Below are 22,555 nucleotides of genomic sequence, written 5' to 3'. Positions count from 1 at the left end.
TTCATATAGCTAGCTTGTCAAATTAAGGGGAGATTATAAGTATGTTAGCAAATCAAATTAATGAAAGATCATTGTTATTGCATAAAGAATTAGTAGGGAAAATTGAAATTACAAGTAAAGTAGAAGTAAATTCAGCGGATGATTTAAGCCTGACGTATACACCAGGTGTAGCGGAGTCTTGTAAAGCAATTGCGGCAGATGAAGAAACGGTGTATGACTATACAGCACGTGGTAATATGGTGGCAGTTGTCTCAGATGGAACAGCGGTACTCGGTTTAGGAAACATTGGACCGAAAGCGGCTATGCCTGTTATGGAAGGAAAAAGTATTTTGTTTAAGAAGTTTGCGAATGTAGATGCTTTCCCATTATGTTTAGGCACAACGGATGTAGATGAAATCGTTACCCTTGTGAAAAATTTAGAGCCTACATTTGCAGGGATTAATTTAGAAGATATTGCAGCACCGCGTTGTTTTGAAATTGAAAAACGATTAAAAGAAGAAACGAATATTCCTGTATTCCATGATGATCAACATGGAACAGCTATTGTCGTTTTAGCAGCTGTTATTAATGCATTAAAAGTTGTTAGCAAACAAATGGATAATGTGAAAATCGTTATTAACGGTGCGGGTTCGGCAGGAATTGCAATTGGAAAATTATTATTAAAGGCTGGTGCAAAGCACATTACGCTAGTTAGCCTAGAAGGTATTGTTTGTGAAGGTGAAACATGGATGAACGAAGCGCAAATTGAAGTTTCAAAAAAGACAAATCGTGAACATGTGCGTGGAACGTTAAAAGAAGCGATTAACCAAGCTGATATTTTTATTGGCGTATCTGCTCCTAACGTATTAACGAAAGAACTTGTACAGACGATGAATGAGAAAGCAATTGTGTTTGCAATGGCGAATCCAATTCCAGAAATCTTCCCTGAGGATGCATTAGAGGCTGGGGCAGCTGTAGTAGGAACTGGGCGCTCGGATTATGCGAATCAAGTAAATAATGTATTGGCGTTTCCCGGAATATTCCGCGGTGCGTTAGATGTGCGCGCAACTGATATTACAGAAGAGATGAAATTAGCGGCAGCATATGGGATCGCTAACATCATTACTGATGAAGAACGTAATGCGAATTATGTAATCCCGAATCCATTAGATAAAAGAGTTGTTCCAAGTGTTGCGGAAGCAGTAGCGAAAGCAGCTATTGATTCAGGCGTGGCACAAATTACGAAAATACCACGTTATTAATAGCTAAAAGCAGTGCCTAAAAGGCACTGCTTTTTTGAGATAAGAAATCAAAATAATGAAGAAGTGTAGAATTATTTATGTTTCTTCACTATTTATTTAATTCCATTGCAACTTGTTTACCATTCACTAAAACCTCAGTTACTGCTACGATTACTTCTATCATTTTTTTCATCTCTCATCTCTCCTCGCTTCATTTCTTACTTTAAGTATAAGAGAAGAGAGATAATTCAACTATCGAAGTACATGACGTAGAAATTACATTGTTGTAAGAAAGTGGTTTATTTTTGTCACTTTACTTAGCGGTGATTACAAACTGATCATAATATTTTTCATTCACATAGATATTTAATAACCATAATCCAGATGAAGGTAGTGACATAGCGAGAGGGAGTTCGCTTGTAGTAGAATTGATTGTATTTGAAGTAGTCCAAGTTTGTTTGGAAATTTCTTTTTGAAAGAGTACTGGTGTTGGCGTTACAGATCCTTGTTTTAGCGCAATAATAGACAATTTTCCAGTAGGTATTTCAGAATCTAGAAAGTACCACATTATTTCATTTTGTTCATTTGCGATAATAGGACTATCAGCCATTGCGATTTTTCCTTCGATGCCTTTTAAAGGTATTTTTCCGTCTATGAATGAGGGGGCTTCTTCCCAATTTACATCTTTTAAAACACTAAGGTGAAAGAAGGAAGGTGCGTTCACTTGAGTGGATGAAGTTGCTATTACGTCTTTTTTTTGTTCTTTTGAATCCGGTTGAGTTTGTGTGCATCCAGTGATGAGGAGGGAGAGAAGTAGCATAGTTCCGATTTTTTTCATGGTGCCACACTCCTAGTTTTTATTGTTAGTGTAATTGTATTTGCTAGAAGGCGGGACAATTCCTTTAAAGTATAAAAAGAGGTTGTAAGTTTTGTACGACCTCTTTTGACATTTTTTATCCCGTAAAGCCCGATTGGTGTAGGTTAATAATCAGTGGGAGATAGCCCCACTAATTAAAGTTTCATTTTATATTTGTTCCGTTGTATAGGTTGGTTCGGTTTCTTTTTGAGGCATCGTCAAAAAAATAACGGACAGAACGATACATACGCCGCCTAATAATTGGTATGCTCCAAAAGCTTCATTTAGCCAAGTGATTGAAACGATGGCAGCTACAAGGGGTTCAATGCTAGATAAAATGCTTGTTTCTGTTGCTGCTAAATATTTAAGACTACCGATATATAGAAGGAAAGAAAGGGTACCACTAACAATGATAAGAATAAGCATAGAAAAAGTTTTCAGTGTAAGGGTTTGTGAAAATTGATTCCACCCGAATGAACGATTATAAATAAGTAGTGCAATTCCTCCGATTAACATCCCCCAACCAATTACTACAGTTGTCCCGCATTCTTTAATGAGAGAAGCCGGATGAAGGGTATAAAATGCAAATCCGATTGCTGTTAATATTCCAAAAATAATAGCTTCTTTAGATAAAACAATATTTTCAATTGAGCCATTTGTAATAATAAAGTATGTTCCTATTAGCGCGGCTATAATTGCGAATAGTTGCATGGAAGCAGGGAATTTTCTTTGTTCAAATGCGACATACACGGTAATAAGAACAGGACCTAGAAATTGAAATAGCGTTGCAGTGACCGCGTTACTAATATGAACCGTTTCGATAAAGGCGTATTGTGCACCGAGCATGCCGAGAATAGAAAAAATAATAAGTTGTATAGAATATCTAAGGTGTTTCCAAATTTGAAATATGTTTTGTTTCTTTATAAGTAAGAAAGACAAAATAAATATTCCTGCAAGCAACAATCGAATTGTTAAAAAATCAATTGAGGATACATTAGTATGCTGAAATAGCCACTGAATCATTGGACCAGATAATCCCCATAATGTAGCCCCTGTAATAATCATAATAAGTCCGATACGTCTACCGTTGTTCATTATCATGTTTCTCCTCTCCAGTATTTGATTTTTGATGTGTGACATGATAAAAGGAATTATATATAAAATCTGGTACTGTAAAAAGTATCAGGTTTTAGTTTTATTAAGGGGTCAGATACTATGTTAGAATTAACGCCTAATTTAAATATGAATAGTAAAAAGGCATTATATGTGCAATTGTATGAGTATATAAAAAAAGAGATTAAAGATGGATCAATTGTCCCTTTTACGAAATTACCGGCTAAGCGAAAGTTAGCGATACATTTACAAGTAAGTAAAAATACAGTAGAGGCAGCGTACGAACAATTACTTGCAGAAGGTTATATTGAGTCGATATCGAGAAAAGGTTATTTTGTATGCAAGATTGAGCAAATGGTTCATGTAGAGGATAGCGAAGAGAGGATAGAAGAAGTCCCGTTTCAGGAGAAGCGTTATAAATTTGACTTTACACAAACAGGAATTGATACAAATGCTTTTCCATTTAATATGTATCGGAAAATTGTAAATGAAGTATGGCAGCCGCATAATAACGAACTTCTCTTTCTAGGACACCCTCAAGGGGAAGCAAGCTTAAGAGAAGAGATTACGAATTATTTGTATGAATCTAGAGGTGTGCGTTGTTCAGCTAGTCAAATTGTATTAGGAGCGGGAACACAAATATTAGTGAAACTATTGTTTCAATTGTTAAAGGGAAGCAATTATGCAGTTGAAAACCCAGGGTATCATAGAAAGATGGTTGTTTTTGAACAGGGAGAAGCAAGAGTCCAAATGTTATCTTTAGATAGAGATGGAATTTGTATTGCAGATTTAGAAAATAGCAATGCGAATGTTGTATTTGTTACACCTTCCCATCAGTTTCCATATGGAATGATTATGCCTATTACGAGAAGGATGCAGCTTTTACAATGGGCAAAGAAAGAAGAGAGCAGGTATATTATTGAAGATGATTACGATAGTGAATTTCGTTATTCTGGAAAGCCTATACCGGCGCTGCAAGGGTTAGATACAGAGGGGAAAGTTATTTATATGGGGACGCTATCTAAAGCATTATTGCCATCGCTACGGATGAGCTATATGGTGTTGCCGAAGAAATTAATTAAAAAGTATCAACAGCAATATTTATTTTATACACAAAGTGTTTCAAGAATAGATCAAGAAGTGATTAGAAGATTTTTAAATGAAGGATATTGGGAAAAACATATTCATAAAATGCGTGTTGTCTACCGAAAGAAGAGAGATAGACTTGTTTTTGAAATAGAGAAGTATTTCTCTAATAGTGTTGAAGTGATAGGAGAAGATTCGGGATTACACATTTTATTAAAAGTGCATAATGGAATGCGGGAAGAAGAATTAATTCAAGAAGCTGCGAAATATAGTATTAAAATATATCCTGTGTCTACGTACTATAAAGACGGTATGGCGCCTGAGAGTGTAGTTTTACTTGGGTTTGCGATATTATCAGAGGAAGAGATTGCGAAAGCGATTCAATTATTACACACGGCATGGTTTACAAGAAAGTAAAAAACATCCTCCAAACATGAGGATGTTTTTTATTATTTATTTTCATCTAAGAATAAGACCATATGCTCTTCGTCCCAATATTGTCCGTTATATTTTAATGAACGTTCTTGTACACCGAATGTTTTAAAACCTAATGATTCATAAAGTTTTTTCGCTCCATCGTTGCCAACAACAACATCAAGCATAACTTGTTCTACTTCTAAAGATTTAGCAAGCTCAAGACATTCTTTAATAAGTGCTTTTCCTGCTCCAAGTCCGCGTGCTTTTGGAGATACATATACAGAACCGATTTTAGCTTTATGTTCTTGTTTTACATATGGTTTCGTTTCCAGTGTTGCAACCCCGATTAATTTTCCATCTTTAAATGCACCTAGCGTATAGTTTTCATCTTGTGCTAATTTTTGTGCTTTATATTCAATCGCACACTCTTTATTAATAATATCTTCATAAGAAGAGCTGAATGCTTCAGGGTTTTGCTTTAATCCTTCTACGCGAAGTTCTAAGTAAATTTCTGCTTCGTCTTTTGTTAATACATGGATATCCAATTATATCACCCTCCAAATCTTTGCAAATGTACCTTTATTTTATATTGAAATAAGAATAATTTCAAAAGCTTAGCTTATATGAGCTGTTTTTATGAACAAAATAACACCAGTAGTGTTTACTACTACTGGTGTTTTCACACGCATATTATTCAAAAGGTAGCTCGATTATAAAGTTTGTTCCCGCTCCTAATTGGCTTGTTACTAGAATAGAACCGTTATGCAATTCTACAATTTCCTTTGCAACAGCTAGCCCGATGCCTTTTCCGCCTGTAGCTCGTGTTCTAGATTTATCAACACGATAAAAACGGTCAAAAATATGCGGGATATCTTCTTCAGGAATACCTTCACCTTCATCTTGTACACTTATTGTAAAAGAATCTGTTTCCATGAGTACACGTATCGTAATGGATGTGTTTTCTGGCGAATGTTGATAAGCGTTGTGTAATAAATTTAACATAACTTGTTCCATACGTCTTTCGTCTATACAAACTTCTAAATCATCTTTGCAATATACATGAAGTTGCATTTGCTTATTCGTTAATGTTGTTTTTGTCTTTTCAACCATTCGTTCTAAAAATGGCTGAAGAAGCACTTTTTGTTTTTTTATAACAAATTGGTGTTGTTCTAATTGTACAAGCATAAATAAATCTTGGACGAGATCGGTTACACTATCCGTTTCATCCTCAATGATTTGTAAGTATTCTTCTCGCTCCTCTTTTGTTAAAGAGTCTCTCTTTGCTACCTTTGCATAACCTTTCATATAGGTCAATGGAGTTAATAGTTCATGAGCGACACTAGCGAGAAATTCATTGCGCTCTTTTTTCATATACGTAAGCTCACTCGATAAATCTTCAATTGTTTTTGCTAAACTTCCGAGTTCATCATTTCGTTTAATACCTAATTGAATTGGCTTGTTTAATTTTGACATTTTTTCTGTCGCTCTCTTCATTTTTATAAGAGGATCTGTAATAAATTTAGAAAAAACAAAGACAGAAATAGTTGTTAAAATAATCGTCAAAATACTAATGATAAGAAATTGATGCAGGAGCTTAAGTAACATCTTTTCTAAGAAAGATGTTTTTAATAACATATGTAAATTACCTTGAAATCCTTGAATTTCAAGTGGACTTACTGTTGAGATGAATTTTGATTTTTTCCAGTTTCTTTCTACAATTAACCCGCTTTTTGGAATAGATTTTGTTTTACAAATAAGTTGTTTTTGCATTTCTTTCGTTATGGGTTCTGAGTTAGAAATAATTTTGCCGTTATTGTCAGTTATAATGATTGTGATATCAGTATTAGCAATTAATTCGGAACCGATTAAATCTTCAGCCGCATGCTCGATAGTGAAATCCTGATACCGAGGGTGTTTAGGACGTTCTGTGTATTGCTGTTGTTTAGAATGATCATTCCATCTTGCACGGTTTACAATCTTATCACGATACCGATTACCTTTCTCTAATAGAGCATCGGTTTCTTCTTTCACACGCATTGTTGAAAGGCTTTTATAAAAAGATACGAAAGCAATTGTTTCAATACATAAAGCTAATATTAAAAAGTATGTCCCAATTTTAAGGGAAAGTTTACTCATTTTCTCACCATACCTTATTCATAATAAAGAGTCAGTGGTATACGATTTCCCACTGACCGAAGTAATTATTCACTTTTCCATTTATATCCGACTTTATAGACCGTTTCTAGGTAATCTTCAATCGGAAATCCTTTTTTGCGTAGTTTATCACGGATATTACGAATGTGTGAATCAATTGTTCTATATTCGATATCTGTTTCATAGCCCCAAATTTTTTCGATTAAATCATCTCGGCTATAAGCACGGTTTGTATTTTGCAAAAATAGTCCGAGTAACGAAAATTCGATAGGAGTTAGCGAGATTTTTTCATCGTACACTGTGACGGTATGTTTCGTTTTATCCCACTCAATACCATTGAAACTAACAAAGCCATCTTTTTTTGTACGGCGTAATATAGCCTCGATTCGTGCGACTAATACATGCTCATCAAATGGTTTTGTAATATAATCATCTGCGCCCATCGTGAGGCCTTTCACCATATCGTAGTTTTGGTTGCGAGCTGTTAACATAATGATAGGAACGTTAGAAATTTGACGAATTTGATAGCAAGTATCCCATCCATCCATATTCGGCATCATAACATCTAATAAAATAATATCGAATTCTTTTTGTTCGATTAATTTTAGTGCTTCAAGGCCAGAGGTAGCTTTCATACAAAAATAGCCGCGAGGGCTTAAGAATAGATCTAATAATCGTAACATACGTTCTTCATCGTCTACTAATAAAATTTTTACCATAATCTTGTGCACCCCAAACTGTTCATTCTACTTGTATAGTTTACATGAAAATAATAAAAAACTCTTTTTATGTGATTGAATGGAGGGATGATTTTTTCGCTCGGAGTAATTGACATAAAAAATGCACTAGTTTTGCACAACTATTTTTTATAATAAAAAACGTAGCGACACAAAATACCCTATGTTGCGACATAACGTCATGTCATTTTATTTATAAAATGACAATTCCATTCTATTGTGTATGTGAGATAGAGAGGGTTTTCGTATTCACCTCGCATCGGATAAGAAAAATTTCCTATCTCACACTTTTTTTAAAAGGAGATCATACACATGAATTCAAAAGAAGAAATTTCAAAAAAAGAAAAGCAAGATCGTAATACGGTTGTCATGTGCGTTGCCGTATCTATGGTTATTATTATAAGTTGTGTAAATAAAATTTTGGGGATTTTATAATATAAAAAAAGCTGATTGCTTCTTAAGAAGCAATCAGCTTTTTTCATTGTTAGGGGAGTATTCCTATATGATAAACCAAGGTAAAATTGCTAACCCAGAAGTTACAATTGCTGTAGTAAATATTAAAAGCATAGCTCGTTTGTTTTGTTTCATGTCACATTCTCCTCTACATATCAAGTACATGCGATCAGCGTGGGATATAGTTCCCCACTGAGTAAAGTTTCACTTTATATTTTTAGTATAATGAATGGTAAGGATTGGTACGATCGATAAAGGTGACATGAAGATTACATTGTTGTAATGCAAAAAAACATCTTTCTTATTAAGAAAGATGTTTTTGGAAAACTACCCCGCAAAAGCCCGATTGGTTCAGCTAATACTCAGTAGGGGATGGAAAAATCACCCACTGAGTAAAGTTTCACTTTATATTGAAGTATTAATCATTTAAGAACAGAACCATATGTTCCTCGTCCCAATATTGACCGTTATGTTTTAATGAACGCTCTTGTACGCCGTAAGTTTGGAAACCTAATGACTCATATAATTTTTTTGCTGCATCGTTACCAACTACAACATCGAGCATAAGTTGTTCTACATGTAATTTATCGGCATTTTCAATAATTGCTTTAATTAGAGCTCGTCCTGCTCCAAGGCCACGCGCTTTTGGAGAAACAAAAACGGAGCCAATTTTTGCTTTATGTTCTTGTTTAATAAATGGTTTTGTTTCTAAAGTAGCGATACCAATTAAATCATTATCTTTGAAGACACCTAGAGTATACTTATCCGGATTGCTTAATCGTTTAGCCATAGCAGCCACAGGATTTTCATGTTTAAGAACATCTTCATAAGAAGAGCTAAAAGCTTCCGGATTCTTCGTTAAACCTTCCATACAAACTTTTAAATATATTTCTGCGTCCTCTGTTGTTAATAAGCGAATTTCCATAGTTGTAACCTCCCTGGTGGATTTCAAATAAATCCATTACTTTTATAAGATTGAGTATATGTTTTGTTAGTATTCTCTTTTAATTTGTAAAAGAATGAAAAGATATATGCTACAATGTTTTGTTTTAATTATGTAATGAAATTATATATTAACTTTGTTAACTATTCAAGTGTTTAATATGTTACATTTTTATAACTAAAATAACTCCTCGATTGAGGAGTTATTTTTTAAACATTGGATTGATAGCCATCAATTCGTTTTGGATGTGTGTAAATATTACAAGATTCATTTCTAATAAACCCTACGACTGTAATGCCTAAATCATGGGCAAGTTGCAATGCCAGTTTTGTTGGAGCGGATTTAGATAGAACAATTTCACATCCGATTTTTGAAACTTTGAGTAAAATTTCGGATGAAATACGTCCGCTAAATGCGATGATTTTTCCTTTAATGGATATATCGTTACGCAAACAATGACCATATATTTTATCTAATGCATTATGTCTTCCAATATCCATTCTTGATAGGAGGATATTGTTTCGATCACATAGCGCGGTATTGTGAACACCGCCAGTTTGGCGAAATGTAGTAGAAGATTGTTGCAAGGTATTCATTAAATGAAAGCATTCTTCAGGAGTAATTTTTACATGTATATCATGTAAGTCTTTTGCTTTTGCTGCGTCGTTTACGAAAATAAAACCTTGTCTACCTTTTCCGCAGCAAGAAGTGATGTATCGTTTATTATATAAAGTTTGATAGAGCGGATTCACTTTTGATGATTTTACATGGACAATTCCGTTATCTTTTTGAACCCATAGTTCTTCAACATCTTTATAGGAAGAAATAATCCCCTCAGAAATTAAAAAACCAATTACCATATCTTCAATATAATTTGGTGTACATACGACTGTTACATATTCTTCACCATTCAATTTAATAGTAATAGGAGATTCTGTAACAATCTCATCAAGTTGTTTTGAAAATGTACCAGATTGATAACGTACAATTGTATAAGTCTCTTGCGTAGGCCCCATATTTCATTCCCCTTTTATATGTATTTATCTCCCACATTTATCATAAAACAATGGAAAAAATAAAAACACCTATTAACAAGAAGATCACAGATTATTTTGGTTATTATTGTATATGTACGATATAATAGAACTGTAGAATAGTGATATTTTCAAGCTTTCGTAGTTATACCTTATAACATCTAGAATCGACTTCATAAGAAAGTATTTGGGTAGAGCGTTTCAAAAATATGTACAGTAATGCGATTTTGAAAACGGATTCATAATTGTGTTGTACAGTTGGTTGTAAGGAGAGGGGAAACTATGGCAGAACAGACAGTCCGTGTAACCGTCGATGGTAAAGAATTTTCTGCATCAGGTGAAAAGACGATACTACAATTATTTAACGAGAGTAATTTGGAACATCCTCAAATTTGTCATGTACCAGAAGTAGATCCAATTCAAACTTGTGATACGTGTATTGTAGAAGTAAATGGAAAGTTATTGCGTGCTTGTTCAACGAAATTAGAGAACGGTATGCATATCGAAAGACAGTCCCAGCGTGCAAAAGAGGCACAGACTGAGGCAATGGATCGAATATTAGAAAATCATCTATTGTATTGTACCGTTTGTGATAACAATAATGGTAACTGTAAAGTCCATAATACAGTACATATGATGGGAATTGAGGAACAGAAATATCCGTATGAGCCAAAAGTAAGTGCGTGTGAAGTGGATATGTCACATCCATTTTATCGATATGATCCAAATCAATGTATTGCTTGTGGGCAGTGTGTAGAAGTATGTCAAAACTTACAAGTGAATGAAACTATATCGATTGATTGGAGCTTAGACCGTCCACGTGTTATATGGGACAATGGTGTAAGTATAAATGACTCATCTTGTGTAAGTTGTGGGCAGTGTGTAACAGTATGTCCATGTAATGCGTTAATGGAAAAAACAATGCTGGGTGAAGCTGGATTCATGACAGGATTGAAACCGGATGTGTTAGATCCGATGATTGATTTTGTAAAGGATGTAGAGCCGGGATATAGTAGTATTTTAGCAGTTTCAGAAGTAGAGGCTGCGATGCGTAAGACGAAAGTGAATAAAACAAAAACAGTTTGTACATTTTGTGGTGTAGGTTGTTCATTTGAAGTATGGACGAAAGACCGCCACATTTTGAAAGTGCAGCCTGTTTCAGATGCGCCGGTTAACGGTATTTCCACATGTGTAAAAGGCAAATTTGGATGGGATTTTGTAAACAGTGAAGATCGTATTACAAAGCCATTAATTCGCCAAGGAGATACGTTTGTTGAAGCTTCATGGGAAGAGGCTCTGGAAGTTGTTGCATCCAATATGCAGCATATTAAATCAGAATATGGAAGTGATGCATTTGGATTTATTTCTTCTTCGAAAGTAACGAATGAAGAAAATTATCTTATGCAAAAACTAGCCCGTCAAATATATGGAACGAATAATGTAGACAATTGTTCCCGTTATTGTCAATCTCCAGCAACAGACGGTTTATTTAAAACTGTCGGTATGGGCGGGGACGCTGGAACAGTGAAAGATATTGCGGAAGCAGGCCTTGTCATTATCGTTGGAGCAAATCCAACAGAAGGACATCCTGTACTTGCAACGCGTGTAAAACGTGCTCATAAATTACATGACCAAAAATTAATTGTGGCAGACCTTCGTAAACATGAAATGGCAGAGCGTGCGGATTTATTCATTCATCCGCGCCAAGGAACTGATTACGTATGGCTCGCTGGTATTACGAAATATATTATTGATCAAGATTGGCACGATAAAAAGTTCATAGCTGAAAATGTGAAGAATTTTGATGAATATAGCAAAATGGTAGAAAAGTATACGCTTGATTATACAGAAGAAATTACGGGGATTTCGAAAGAAAATCTGAAAGAAATGGCTCGTATGGTATATGAAGCAGATGGTACTTGTGTACTTTGGGGAATGGGTGTAACTCAAAATACTGGAGGAAGTACAACTTCAGCAGCAATTTCAAATCTATTGCTTGTTACGGGTAACTATCGTCGTCCTGGTGCAGGAGCATATCCATTACGCGGACATAATAACGTACAAGGCGCTTGTGATATGGCAACATTACCAAACTGGCTTCCAGGTTACCAAGCGGTTTCAGATGATGCGCTCCGTGCGAAATTTGAAAAAGCATACGGTACTACAATTCCGAAAGCACCAGGTTTAAATAATATTGCAATGTTACTTGCGGCAGATGAAGGAAAACTGCGTGGTATGTATGTTATGGGTGAAGAAATGGCTTTAGTAGATTCGAATGCCAACCATGTACAACATATTTTAGCGAATTTAGATTTCCTTGTTGTTCAAGATATGTTCTTATCGAAAACAGCTCGTTTTGCTGATGTTATTTTACCGGCAGCACCAAGCTTAGAAAAAGAGGGAACATTTACGAATACAGAGCGCCGTATTCAAAGATTATATGAAGTATTGAAGCCGCTTGGTGATTCAAAGCCAGACTGGTGGATTTTACAAAAAGTAGCTCGTGCACTTGGCGGGGACTGGAATTATGAAAGTCCAAGTGAAATCATGGATGAAATTGCATCGCTTGCACCTTTATATTCTCAGGCAACATACGATCGTTTAGAAGGATGGAATAGTTTATGTTGGGGTAGCCATGATGGTAGCGATACACCGCTATTATATGTGCATGGATTTAACTTCCCGGATAAACTAGCTCGTCTATCATTAGATGAATGGGTACCACCAGTTGTAGCGCCAGATGAGTATGATTTACTTTTAAATAATGGACGTATGTTAGAACATTTCCACGAAGGGAATATGACGAATAAATCGGCTGGTATTTTATCTAAAGTATCTGAAGTGTTCGTTGAAATCTCGCCTGAACTTGCCCTAGAGCGCAATGTGAAAGATGGTGGCCTTGTAGAATTAGCATCACCATTTGGGAAAATTAAAGTACAGGCACTTGTTACAGATCGTGTAACGGGGAAAGAGCTATATTTACCGATGCATGCAACGGTAAATGAAGAGGCAATCAATATTTTAACTGGAACGGCGACAGATCTTTATACGTGTACACCAGCGTACAAACAAACGATGGTAAAGATGCGTGTACTACGTGAAAAAGGGAATCGTCCGTTACCATCTTCAAACCCGAGAGATAAAAAGCGTAATCCGCAAAATGGTGTTGAAATCCAGCAAAAATGGCAAAGAAAACAATACGTATCACTTGTGGACTAGGGGGCGGAGATAGTGGCGAAAGAAATTACTGTAATTAAAAAGAAAGTTGTAACAGAGGAAGAACAGAAACAGCAAGTAGCAGCTGAACTTCTAAATGAGTTATCTAATAATCGTGAAGCAGTAGAAGAAACGATGCAGCTTTTAGCACAGTTGCAGAAGGCTGGTATATTAGATGCAGCAATTAGTTTACTTGCTGCGAAGGAAGATGTTTCAAAAATCGCTGTGGAGCAATTAAATCGTGAACCAGTTAAAAATGCACTCAACAATATGATGGGGGCAGGAGAAGCGTTATCTTCAGTTGATCCAGAAATAACGAAGCAAATTACGTCAAGTTTAGTTACAGGATTGCAATTTGCAACAGATGAATTAAATAGTGGTAAAAAAACAAAAGTAATGGATTTCTTTAAAGTATTAAAAGATCCTGATATCAATAGAGCTATTACATTCGGTTTTAGCTTCTTGAAAGCATTTGGACAAGGCCTAGAGAAAAAATAGAATAAATGAAAAAGTGATGGGAAGTAGCCATCACTTTTTTCATTATATGTATAAGAGTGTTCATGTTAAGCGGAATATATTATTATTAAAAAGATGGATTAGAACTTGAAATATGGAATCCATCTCAAATACCGTTTTAGAATTTGGAGGAATATATGCAACACCGTAAAAAACTATCTATACCAGGAGTAATGAGACATTCCTTTCAAACAGTTAAATTTGCTTTTTGGAATGTATTAACTTTTCAACTTGCTTATAAATTATTAGCAGCGATTGTGTTTGTTCCACTATTTGGAATCATTTTTAATAAGTTATTGTATTTTGCTGGTTATGCAAATGCGACAAATGATGAATTATTAGCGTTTTTAAAGACGCCTTATGGCATCTTAGCAATCGTAATTTTATCATTGTTAGCACTGTTTCTTATCTTTACAGAATTTGCGGTGCTTATTATTATTTCGTATTTCGCTCATAAAAGACAGAAGGTGAAATTACGTCCGATTTTATATAAAACGGTAACGTATTTACCTACTCTTTTTACATATTGCTTACCAGGATTTATTTTATATGCTGTCGTATTGTTGCCTCTTTTAAATATGGGATATGAAACGGCATTAATCCCGCAAATTCAAATTCCTAACTTTATTACAGGAGAACTGTTTAAGACAACGATGGGACAAGTTGGTTATTACACGTTCTTTGCTGTAGTCGCGTATTTGAATCTTCGATGGATTTTCGTTCTACCCATTGTTGTTTTAGAGCAAAAACCATTTCGCGTGGCAGCACGTAAAAGTGCAACTTTAGTAAATGAAAGCTTTTTTAAAGTACTATTCTTTTTAGTAGGGTTTTTTATTTCAATTGGAATTGTATATGTCGTGTTTTTGGGAATATATTTATTGTGCCTATGGGGTGTTTATGAATTTACAAACCCGAAAGGAACATTTGCATTATTAGCTGAATCAACGATTTCTGTATTTTTAACGAGCACATTGTATTTATTCAGCTTTATCGTGACGCCATTTTATATTATGGCGATTACGCGATTATACTTACAAAAGGTACCGGTTGAGGATGTTTTATTAGAAGAAGGATTAGATTATTCGAAAACGAAAGCAGATAAATGTTTTTTCCAAAAACATCGTTGGAAATTCATTGGCGTATACATTGTAGGAATTATTACTGCCGGAATGGTCGTTGCCTTCATTGTAACGTTTATTTCAAATTCGTATAAAGAACCGATTATTATGGCGCACCGCGGGTATATATCAAAAGGCGTAGAAAATACGAAAGAAGCTGTGCAAGGTGCGATTGATGCAAAAGCAGACTACGCTGAAATAGATGTATTACAAACGAAAGACGGTGAACTAGCGGTTATACATGATTTGAAGCTGAAACGTCTCGCAAATGCCAATGTGCATGTGTCAGATTTAACGATGGCGGAGTTAAGGCAACTTACCCTTAGTCAAGATGGACTTTCAGGACAAATAAGTACACTTGATGAAATCATTAAGCTAGCAAATGGCAAAATCAAACTTAATATAGAAGTGAAGCTTCATGGGGGCGAAAAAGATTTTGTAAACAAAGTCTTAAAAACGATTAAAGATAATGAATTTGAGAAGCAATGTGTAATTCAAACGTTACACTATCCACTTATTAAAGAGTTTAAGCGTGCAAATCCGGATATAAAAGTAGGGTATATATTGTATGCAAGTAGAGCTAACTTAAAGAATGTGAAGGCTGACTTTTACGTAGCAGAAGAATATATGTTAAATAAGAAATTAGTAAAAGAAGCAAGGAAGTTAAACAAACCAATTTACGTATGGACAGTAAATGATATGGAAAATTTAAAGGCATATTATAAGTTGAACGTAGATGGTATCATAACCGATTACCCTGAAGATGCACGTGAAACAATTAAGATGTTAAAAGAGCAAGAAGCGGAAGAAAGTGATCTGTTTGATAAAATTACTGAAACGACAGATGATTTATTTTCTAAGTTATTTATAAGTTACCCAGCTGCTGGCTAAATGCTAGCAGCTGTTTTTTTGTGAAAAGAATATATCTCTAAAGTATTGAGTAAAGTAATAACTGTATATGTATACGTTATCGCTTAGGTTTCTTACATTGTTACATTATTGTCAAATAATAAATGATTGCTGTTTATTTTGAAGCAGTATAATAAAAATAGAGTGAAAGATAATGAAATGACACGAAACCCCTAATAGAATCAATGTTTTATATATTTACACTATTCTAAATATAAAAACTTTAGGAAAATGGTATGTTAGCGTTTTCATAACTTTTAAGTTATGCTAGAATAAGGACATAAGTTATTAATTATTACAAAAAGAAAAAAGAATCTCTTTTTTCTGTTAATTATAAGGGGGCATTTCATTATGCGTATTGGGGTACCAGCAGAAATTAAAAACAACGAAAACCGTGTGGCAATGACACCAGCAGGTGTTGTACATTTAATTCGTAACAATCACGAAGTATTCATTCAAAAGGGTGCAGGTTTAGGGTCTGGTTTCACAGACGCTCAGTATGTTGAAGCGGGAGCAAAAATTGTTGATACAGCTGAAGAAGCTTGGAACATGGAAATGGTTATGAAAGTTAAGGAACCAATTGAAAGCGAATACAAACACTTCAGTGAAGGCTTAATCTTATTCACATACTTACACTTAGCTCCAGAGCCAGAATTAACAAAAGCTTTAATCGAGAAAAAAGTTGTTTCTATCGCATATGAAACAGTACAATTAGAAAACCGTTCATTACCATTACTTGCACCTATGAGTGAAGTAGCTGGTCGTATGGCTGCACAAATTGGTGCACAATTCCTTGAGAAAAACAAAGGCGGTAAAGGTATCTTACTTGCAGGTGTTCCAGGGGTTAAACGTGGTAAAGTAACAATCATCGGTGGTGGACAAGCTGGTACAAATGCTGCTAAAATTGCAGTTGGACTAGGTGCGGATGTAACAATCATCGACTTAAGTGCAGAACGTCTTCGTCAATTAGATGACATTTTCGGAAACCAAGTAAAAACTTTAATGTCTAATCCTTACAATATTGCAGAAGCTGTTAAAGAGTCTGATCTTGTAATCGGTGCAGTATTAATCCCAGGTGCAAAAGCTCCAAAACTTGTAACAGAAGAAATGATTAAATCAATGGAACCAGGTTCTGTTGTTGTAGATATCGCGATTGACCAAGGTGGTATTTTCGAAACAACTGATCGTATTACAACTCATGATAACCCAACTTATGAAAAACACGGCGTTGTTCATTATGCAGTTGCAAACATGCCAGGTGCGGTTCCACGTACATCAACTCTTGCATTAACAAACGTAACAGTACCATATGCAGTACAAATTGCTAACAAAGGCTACAAAGAAGCTTGCCTAGGTAACACTGCATTACTAAAAGGTATTAACACATTAGATGGCTATGTAACATTCGAAGCAGTTGCAGAAGCTCACGGTGTAGAGTACAAAGGTGCTAAAGAATTATTAGAAGCAGAAACAGTATCTTGCTAATAGAAGCATTATACAAAACAAAATCGAACAATATATAAAACAACATGATAAGAGCTAAGAGTGAAGATCTCTTAGCTCTTCTTGGCAAAAGGGGGCATACATCGTGGCCAACCTATTTAAAAAGAAATCCGTTACGCAATTGTTAGGGGAAAGTAAAAGTAAAACTTTGACGAAAACGCTAGGGGCATTTGACCTAACAATGCTAGGGATTGGTGCGATAATTGGTACAGGAGTTCTAGTATTAACTGGATTAGTAGCAGCAAGAGATGCTGGTCCAGCAGTTATTTTTTCATTCATGATTGCAGCCATCGTTTGTGGATTTGCAGCATTATGTTACGCAGAGGTTGCTTCTACACTTCCTGTTTCAGGTAGTGTGTACACATACTCATATGCAACAATTGGTGAGTTTGTAGCTCATTTAATGGGATGGACATTACTATCCGTATATGTTGTAACGACTGCCGCAGTAGCTGGCGGGTGGACTGGTTACTTCCATAACTTAGTGAGTGGATTAGGGCTTGAAATTCCAAAAGCACTGCTAACGATTCCGTCTCAAGGTGGTATAGTGAATTTACCAGCAGTTATCGTTACATTAGTTATAACTTGGTTATTATCAAGAGGTACGAAAGAAAGTAAACGAGTGAATAACATAATGGTATTAATTAAAATTGGTATCGTTGTTTTATTCATTGCAGTTGGTGTATTCTACGTGAAACCAGAAAACTGGATACCATTTGCACCGTATGGTTTAAGTGGAGTTTTCGCGGGGGGAGCAGCAGTATTCTTTGCTTTCTTAGGATTTGATGCATTAGCAACTTCTGCTGAAGAAGTAAAAAATCCGCAACGTGATCTACCGATTGGTATTATCGCTTCGTTAGTCATTTGTACAATCATTTATGTTGTAGTTTGTCTCGTTATGACGGGTATGGTTTCATATAAAGAGCTAGATGTACCGGAAGCGATGGCGTATGTGTTAGAAGTTGTAGGACAAGATAAAGTAGCTGGTATAATCGCAATTGGAGCTGTAATTGGTATTATGGCAGTAATTTTTGCTTACATTTATGCAACGACACGTGTATTCTTCGCTATGAGCCGTGACGGTTTATTGCCAGAATCTTTCGCGAAAATTAATAAAAAGACAGAAGCACCAACATTTACAGTTTGGTTAACAGGAATTGGTAGTGCTTTAATTGCTGGATTTATCGATTTGAAAGAATTGTCGAATTTAGCGAATATTGGAGCGTTGTTAACATTTGCGATGGTTGGTGTGTCAGTTATTATTCTTCGTAAAACACATCCAAAATTACAACGTGGATTTATGGTACCACTTGTACCGATCTTGCCGATTATTTCAATTGCATGTTGTCTATTCTTAATGGTAAACCTACCATTAAAAACATGGATGTACTTCGGTGCTTGGTTAGCAATCGGAGTAGTTGTATACTTTGTTTATTCGAAAAAACATAGTCATTTAAAAGACGATGGAAGTTCGCAGGATAATTTAGAACAAGCTAATTAAAGGGATATAAACACAGTAAGCCTTGTGCGTCTAGGGAGCGCGCAAGGCTTTTTCTTTTGTTGAAATAAAGGGAATGTATATTATTTTGTCGAATTTCTCTGTCGGAATATGAAAAAAGGGTGGGAGCGAAATGGAAGAAGCAAAAGTTGTTGTTGGAGCAGAGGGTTATAATAATAACCCTGGTTGGTTACATACGAATGAAGAAGAATTAAATTTATTACGGAGAGAAGCTTGGCTTGATAAATTTCAACCTAATTCTTTATCAGTAATTTTGGCAGAACATGTATGGGAGCATTTATCATATGAAGAAGGAATTGAAGCTGCAAAAATTTGTTATGAGTTTTTAATGGAGAATGGATATATTCGTTGTGCAGTACCAGATGCATTTTTTCCAGATGAAGAATATCAGCAAGGGGTACAAGTAGGTGGACCTGGTCCATTAGATCATCCTGCAGCAAGTCATAAAATTGTTCATAGCTATAAAACAATCACGTCCATGTTTGAATCAGCAGGTTTTCAAGTAAGGCTCTTAGAATACTGTGATGAGAATGGTAAGTTTCACTATAATGATTGGAATGAGAAAGATGGATTTATTTATCGTTCGAAACGTTTTGACCATAGAAATCGGGATAATCATTTAGGATTTGTTTCTTTAATTGTGGATGCGGTGAAAAATGAAAAGTAAGTAAAAAGGGGGGTGCGAATTGTGCATCCTTTTTTGTATGAGAATATAGAGAGTGCGAAAAATATGTATACGACTTATTAAAATGTGAACGGAATGTTCATAAAAAAAATTCAGATTTCATTGACACATATGAGTGGGCGCTCATATAATAAGAGTATAAGATATATGAATGATTGTTCATATGTTCAATTAAAGAGGTGAGCTATAATGGCTGGAAATAAAGTAGAAACACCACAAGAGACATGTTCTCAAACGATAATTCATGAAGAAGTTGTAGAGCAAGTAAAACAAACAATTCCAACTGATGAAAGTTTAAGTAAAGTAGCAGAACTATTTAAAGTATTAGGTGACCGTACACGTACGAGAATATTACATGCGCTATTTGAAGCTGAAATGTGCGTTTGTGATTTAGCTTATTTATTAGGAATGACACAATCATCTATTTCGCATCAGCTTCGTGTGTTAAAGCAAGCGAAACTTGTGAAGAATCGTAAAGAAGGAAAGGTTGTTTATTATTCGTTAGCTGACCAGCACGTAATTCATATCTTCGAGCAAGCGTTTGAACACGTAAACGAAGAAGAATAAAAGAACGCGAGGAGGGAGAACGATGGCTGAAGCATTGGTGAAAAAGAAACTGATGTTAGAAGGTTTAGATTGTGCGAACTGTGCAATGAAAATTGAAAAAGGTGTTGGGAATATAGAAGGAGTAAATTCTTGCTCTGTAAACTTCGCAACAAAGACAATGATCTTAGAAACAGCACAAAATAAAGAAAACGAAGTTGTTACGGAAGCAAAACAACTCGTTACAAAATTAGAACCGCATATTAAAGTTCAAGAAGAACAAAAAAATAAAATTGCTAAAGAAGTATTTATATTAGAAGGTTTAGATTGCGCGAACTGTGCAATGAAAATTGAAAATAAAGTGAAGGAAATGCCAGCTGTCTCAGAAGCAACTGTTGATTTCGTATCGAAGAAATTACGAGTAGAAGTTGCGAATAAAAGAGAACTAGAAGCGACTGTAGCAAATATAACAAATGTCGTTCAAAAGTTAGAACCAGATGTGAAAGTTGTTCGTGAAGAGAAGAACGGTCATGACCACGGACATAGTCACGATCATGGTGAAGCAAATGTGAAAAAGATGGTAGGGAGATTAGTGGTCGGCGGAATTTTGACAGCAATTGCTGCATTAGCGGGCTTACCACAAATGGTAACAATTCCGTTATTCGTCCTTGCTTATTTATTAATAGGTGGAGATATCGTTTGGAGAGCGATAAGAAACATAACTCGTGGCCAAGTATTTGATGAAAACTTCTTAATGGCAATTGCAACTGTAGGAGCTTTTGCAATTCAACAATATTCTGAAGCTGTAGCAGTAATGCTATTTTATCAAGTAGGAGAACTATTCCAAAGTATTGCGGTAAACCGCTCCCGAAAATCAATTACTTCATTAATGGATATTCGTCCTGATTATGCGAATGTAAAGGTTGGAAATGAAACGAAACAAGTATCACCAGAAGATGTACAAATTGGCGATTATATTATCGTTAAGCCAGGTGAGAAGGTGCCGTTAGACGGAAAAGTAATTGAAGGAACATCAATGGTAGATACTTCAGCATTAACAGGTGAATCTGTACCACGTGAAGTTGAAGTTGGAAATGATGTATTAAGTGGCTTTGTGAACCAAAACGGTGTGTTGACAATTGAAGTTACAAAAGAATTCGGTGAATCCACTGTATCGAAAATTTTAGATTTAGTTCAAAATGCAAGCAGTAAAAAAGCACCAACGGAAAACTTTATTACGAAGTTTGCACGTTACTACACTCCAGTTGTAGTTATTACAGCGGCGATCATGGCGTTTATTCCACCACTTATTTTAGAAGGAGCTACATTCTCTGAGTGGATTTATAGAGCTTTAGTGTTCTTAGTAATCTCTTGTCCATGTGCGTTAGTTGTATCCATTCCTCTTGGATTCTTTGGAGGTATTGGTGGTGCATCTAAAAGTGGTGTGTTAGTAAAAGGTAGTAACTATTTAGAAGCTTTAAATGATGTAAAATATATTGTTTTTGACAAAACAGGAACATTAACAAAAGGTGTTTTCAAAGTTACAAAAATGGAACCGAGCGAAGGTACTACAAGTGAAGAGTTATTAGAGTATGCGGCATTTGCTGAAGTATATTCTAACCATCCAATTGCCCAATCTATTCGAAAGGCATATGGAAAATCAATTGATGAAAAAATAATCGATGATTATAACGAAATTTCTGGTCACGGTACAGTCGTAAAAGTACAAGGAAAAGAAATTTTTGCAGGTAATGCAAAATTAATGAGAAAAGAAAATATTGAATTTAAGCAACCAGAAACAGTAGGTACATTAGTTCACGTTGCTGTAGATGGAAGATATGCAGGTTATATTGTTATCTCTGATGAGGTAAAAGAGGATTCGAAACAAGCGATTCAAAAGTTAAAAGAACTAGGTATTAAAAAGACAGTAATGTTAACTGGTGATGCAAAACCAGTTGGTGAAGTTGTCGGTAAAGAATTAGGCTTAGATGAAGTTCATGCGGAATTACTACCGCAACAAAAAGTAGAAGAGATTGAAAAAATTGATGCAGCGAAGCACGGAAAAGAAAAAATTGCCTTCGTTGGTGACGGTATTAACGATACACCAGTATTAGCCCGTGCAGACGTTGGTATTGCGATGGGTGGTTTAGGATCAGATGCAGCAATTGAAGCGGCAGACATCGTTATTATGACTGATGAGCCTTCAAAAATTGCGACAGCTGTAAAAATTGCAAAACGTACAAGAAGTATAGTGTGGCAAAATATCATCTTTGCTCTAGGTGTAAAAGGGATCGTTTTATTACTTGGTGCTTTTGGTATTGCAACAATGTGGGAAGCTGTTTTCTCAGATGTTGGTGTGACACTACTTGCAGTGTTAAATGCAATGCGTGTATTAAGAGTGAAAGATTTATAAAAAAGAGGACGCGACCTGGTCATCTCCCTGTCAAGTAGACAGTAATAAAAAGAGTATTATGCCACGGCCTTTTCCCGATATTCTATCGGGGAAAGGCCGTGAAGTTTTTCTTGGAATCTT

General features: G+C 35.4%; 18 protein-coding genes. 11 read left to right on the top strand and 7 right to left on the bottom strand.

The genetic code is table 11. The features are described from left to right. Window positions 1–41: 41 nt before the first annotated feature. Window positions 42–1,241: an NAD(P)-dependent malic enzyme gene (locus ES895_RS25635; protein ID WP_000880782.1), complete on the top strand. Its 1,200-nt coding sequence runs from the start codon at window positions 42–44 to the stop codon at window positions 1,239–1,241. Window positions 1,242–1,533: 292 nt separating this feature from the next. On the opposite strand, the gene ES895_RS25630 is transcribed toward ES895_RS25635, so the two are convergent. Next, window positions 1,534–2,058 carry a DUF4871 domain-containing protein gene (locus ES895_RS25630; protein WP_000719695.1) on the bottom strand — a complete coding sequence of 175 codons (525 nt, stop codon included), beginning with the start codon at window positions 2,056–2,058 and terminating at the stop codon, window positions 1,534–1,536. Between the two features lie 186 nt (window positions 2,059–2,244). Then, window positions 2,245–3,171, bottom strand: a complete 927-nt coding sequence (locus tag ES895_RS25625) for a DMT family transporter (protein ID WP_135238741.1) — start codon at window positions 3,169–3,171, stop codon at window positions 2,245–2,247. A gap of 120 nt (window positions 3,172–3,291) precedes the next feature. Here ES895_RS25625 and pdxR point away from each other — a divergent pair, with 120 nt between their 5' ends. Beyond that, entirely contained in the window at window positions 3,292–4,692 is a 1,401-nt protein-coding gene (gene pdxR, locus ES895_RS25620) for a MocR-like pyridoxine biosynthesis transcription factor PdxR (protein ID WP_135238740.1), read from the top strand. Window positions 4,693–4,724: 32 nt separating this feature from the next. Here the strand turns inward: pdxR and ES895_RS25615 are convergent, their stop codons facing one another. From ES895_RS25615 to ES895_RS25605, 3 genes are all read right to left on the bottom strand, one after another. Next, window positions 4,725–5,237, bottom strand: a complete 513-nt coding sequence (locus ES895_RS25615) for a GNAT family N-acetyltransferase (RefSeq protein WP_000351212.1) — start codon at window positions 5,235–5,237, stop codon at window positions 4,725–4,727. Between the two features lie 145 nt (window positions 5,238–5,382). Beyond that, window positions 5,383–6,828, bottom strand: a complete 1,446-nt coding sequence (locus ES895_RS25610; protein WP_084065513.1) for a HAMP domain-containing sensor histidine kinase — start codon at window positions 6,826–6,828, stop codon at window positions 5,383–5,385. Between the two features lie 65 nt (window positions 6,829–6,893). Beyond that, a complete protein-coding gene (locus ES895_RS25605; RefSeq protein ID WP_000238956.1) occupies window positions 6,894–7,565 on the bottom strand; it encodes a response regulator transcription factor in 672 nt (223 codons plus the stop codon). A 330-nt stretch (window positions 7,566–7,895) separates the two neighbouring features. Between ES895_RS25605 and ES895_RS30045 the strand changes: the two genes are divergently transcribed. Next, the gene (locus ES895_RS30045; RefSeq protein WP_001085006.1) at window positions 7,896–8,018 is read left to right on the top strand and encodes a hypothetical protein; all 123 of its coding nucleotides are present in this window, start codon (window positions 7,896–7,898) and stop codon (window positions 8,016–8,018) included. 436 nt (window positions 8,019–8,454) lie between these two features. Here the strand turns inward: ES895_RS30045 and ES895_RS25600 are convergent, their stop codons facing one another. Further along, the gene (locus tag ES895_RS25600; RefSeq protein ID WP_000405883.1) at window positions 8,455–8,961 is read right to left on the bottom strand and encodes a GNAT family N-acetyltransferase; all 507 of its coding nucleotides are present in this window, start codon (window positions 8,959–8,961) and stop codon (window positions 8,455–8,457) included. Window positions 8,962–9,188: 227 nt separating this feature from the next. Next, entirely contained in the window at window positions 9,189–9,995 is an 807-nt protein-coding gene (gene fdhD, locus ES895_RS25595) for a formate dehydrogenase accessory sulfurtransferase FdhD (RefSeq protein WP_000529230.1), read from the bottom strand. Between the two features lie 300 nt (window positions 9,996–10,295). Here fdhD and fdhF point away from each other — a divergent pair, with 300 nt between their 5' ends. The 8 genes from fdhF (at window position 10,296) to ES895_RS25555 (ending at window position 22,435) form a co-directional block, all read left to right on the top strand. Next, a complete protein-coding gene (fdhF, locus tag ES895_RS25590; RefSeq protein ID WP_135238739.1) occupies window positions 10,296–13,232 on the top strand; it encodes a formate dehydrogenase subunit alpha in 2,937 nt (978 codons plus the stop codon). A gap of 12 nt (window positions 13,233–13,244) precedes the next feature. Beyond that, window positions 13,245–13,727: a helical membrane plugin domain-containing protein gene (locus ES895_RS25585; RefSeq protein WP_001040535.1), complete on the top strand. Its 483-nt coding sequence runs from the start codon at window positions 13,245–13,247 to the stop codon at window positions 13,725–13,727. A gap of 155 nt (window positions 13,728–13,882) precedes the next feature. Further along, window positions 13,883–15,754: a glycerophosphodiester phosphodiesterase gene (locus tag ES895_RS25580; protein WP_001164706.1), complete on the top strand. Its 1,872-nt coding sequence runs from the start codon at window positions 13,883–13,885 to the stop codon at window positions 15,752–15,754. 369 nt (window positions 15,755–16,123) lie between these two features. Then, on the top strand, window positions 16,124–17,257 hold the full coding sequence (gene ald, locus ES895_RS25575; protein WP_001219744.1) for an alanine dehydrogenase: 1,134 nt from the start codon (window positions 16,124–16,126) through the stop codon (window positions 17,255–17,257). Window positions 17,258–17,360: 103 nt separating this feature from the next. Next, window positions 17,361–18,776, top strand: coding sequence for an amino acid permease (locus ES895_RS25570; protein ID WP_001284887.1), 1,416 nt, complete (start codon window positions 17,361–17,363; stop codon window positions 18,774–18,776). A gap of 130 nt (window positions 18,777–18,906) precedes the next feature. Then, a complete protein-coding gene (locus tag ES895_RS25565; protein WP_000390569.1) occupies window positions 18,907–19,461 on the top strand; it encodes a class I SAM-dependent methyltransferase in 555 nt (184 codons plus the stop codon). Between the two features lie 207 nt (window positions 19,462–19,668). Beyond that, window positions 19,669–20,046: an ArsR/SmtB family transcription factor gene (locus ES895_RS25560; protein WP_000918378.1), complete on the top strand. Its 378-nt coding sequence runs from the start codon at window positions 19,669–19,671 to the stop codon at window positions 20,044–20,046. Window positions 20,047–20,068: 22 nt separating this feature from the next. Next, window positions 20,069–22,435: a heavy metal translocating P-type ATPase gene (locus ES895_RS25555; protein ID WP_135238738.1), complete on the top strand. Its 2,367-nt coding sequence runs from the start codon at window positions 20,069–20,071 to the stop codon at window positions 22,433–22,435. Window positions 22,436–22,555 lie beyond the last annotated feature (120 nt).

The sequence above is a fragment of the Bacillus sp. 007/AIA-02/001 genome (assembly GCF_004634455.1).
Classification (GTDB): domain Bacteria; phylum Bacillota; class Bacilli; order Bacillales; family Bacillaceae_G; genus Bacillus_A; species Bacillus_A cereus.
The sequence above is the reverse complement of the archived record's forward strand: the minus strand, read 5'-3'. Positions and strand labels throughout refer to the sequence as shown.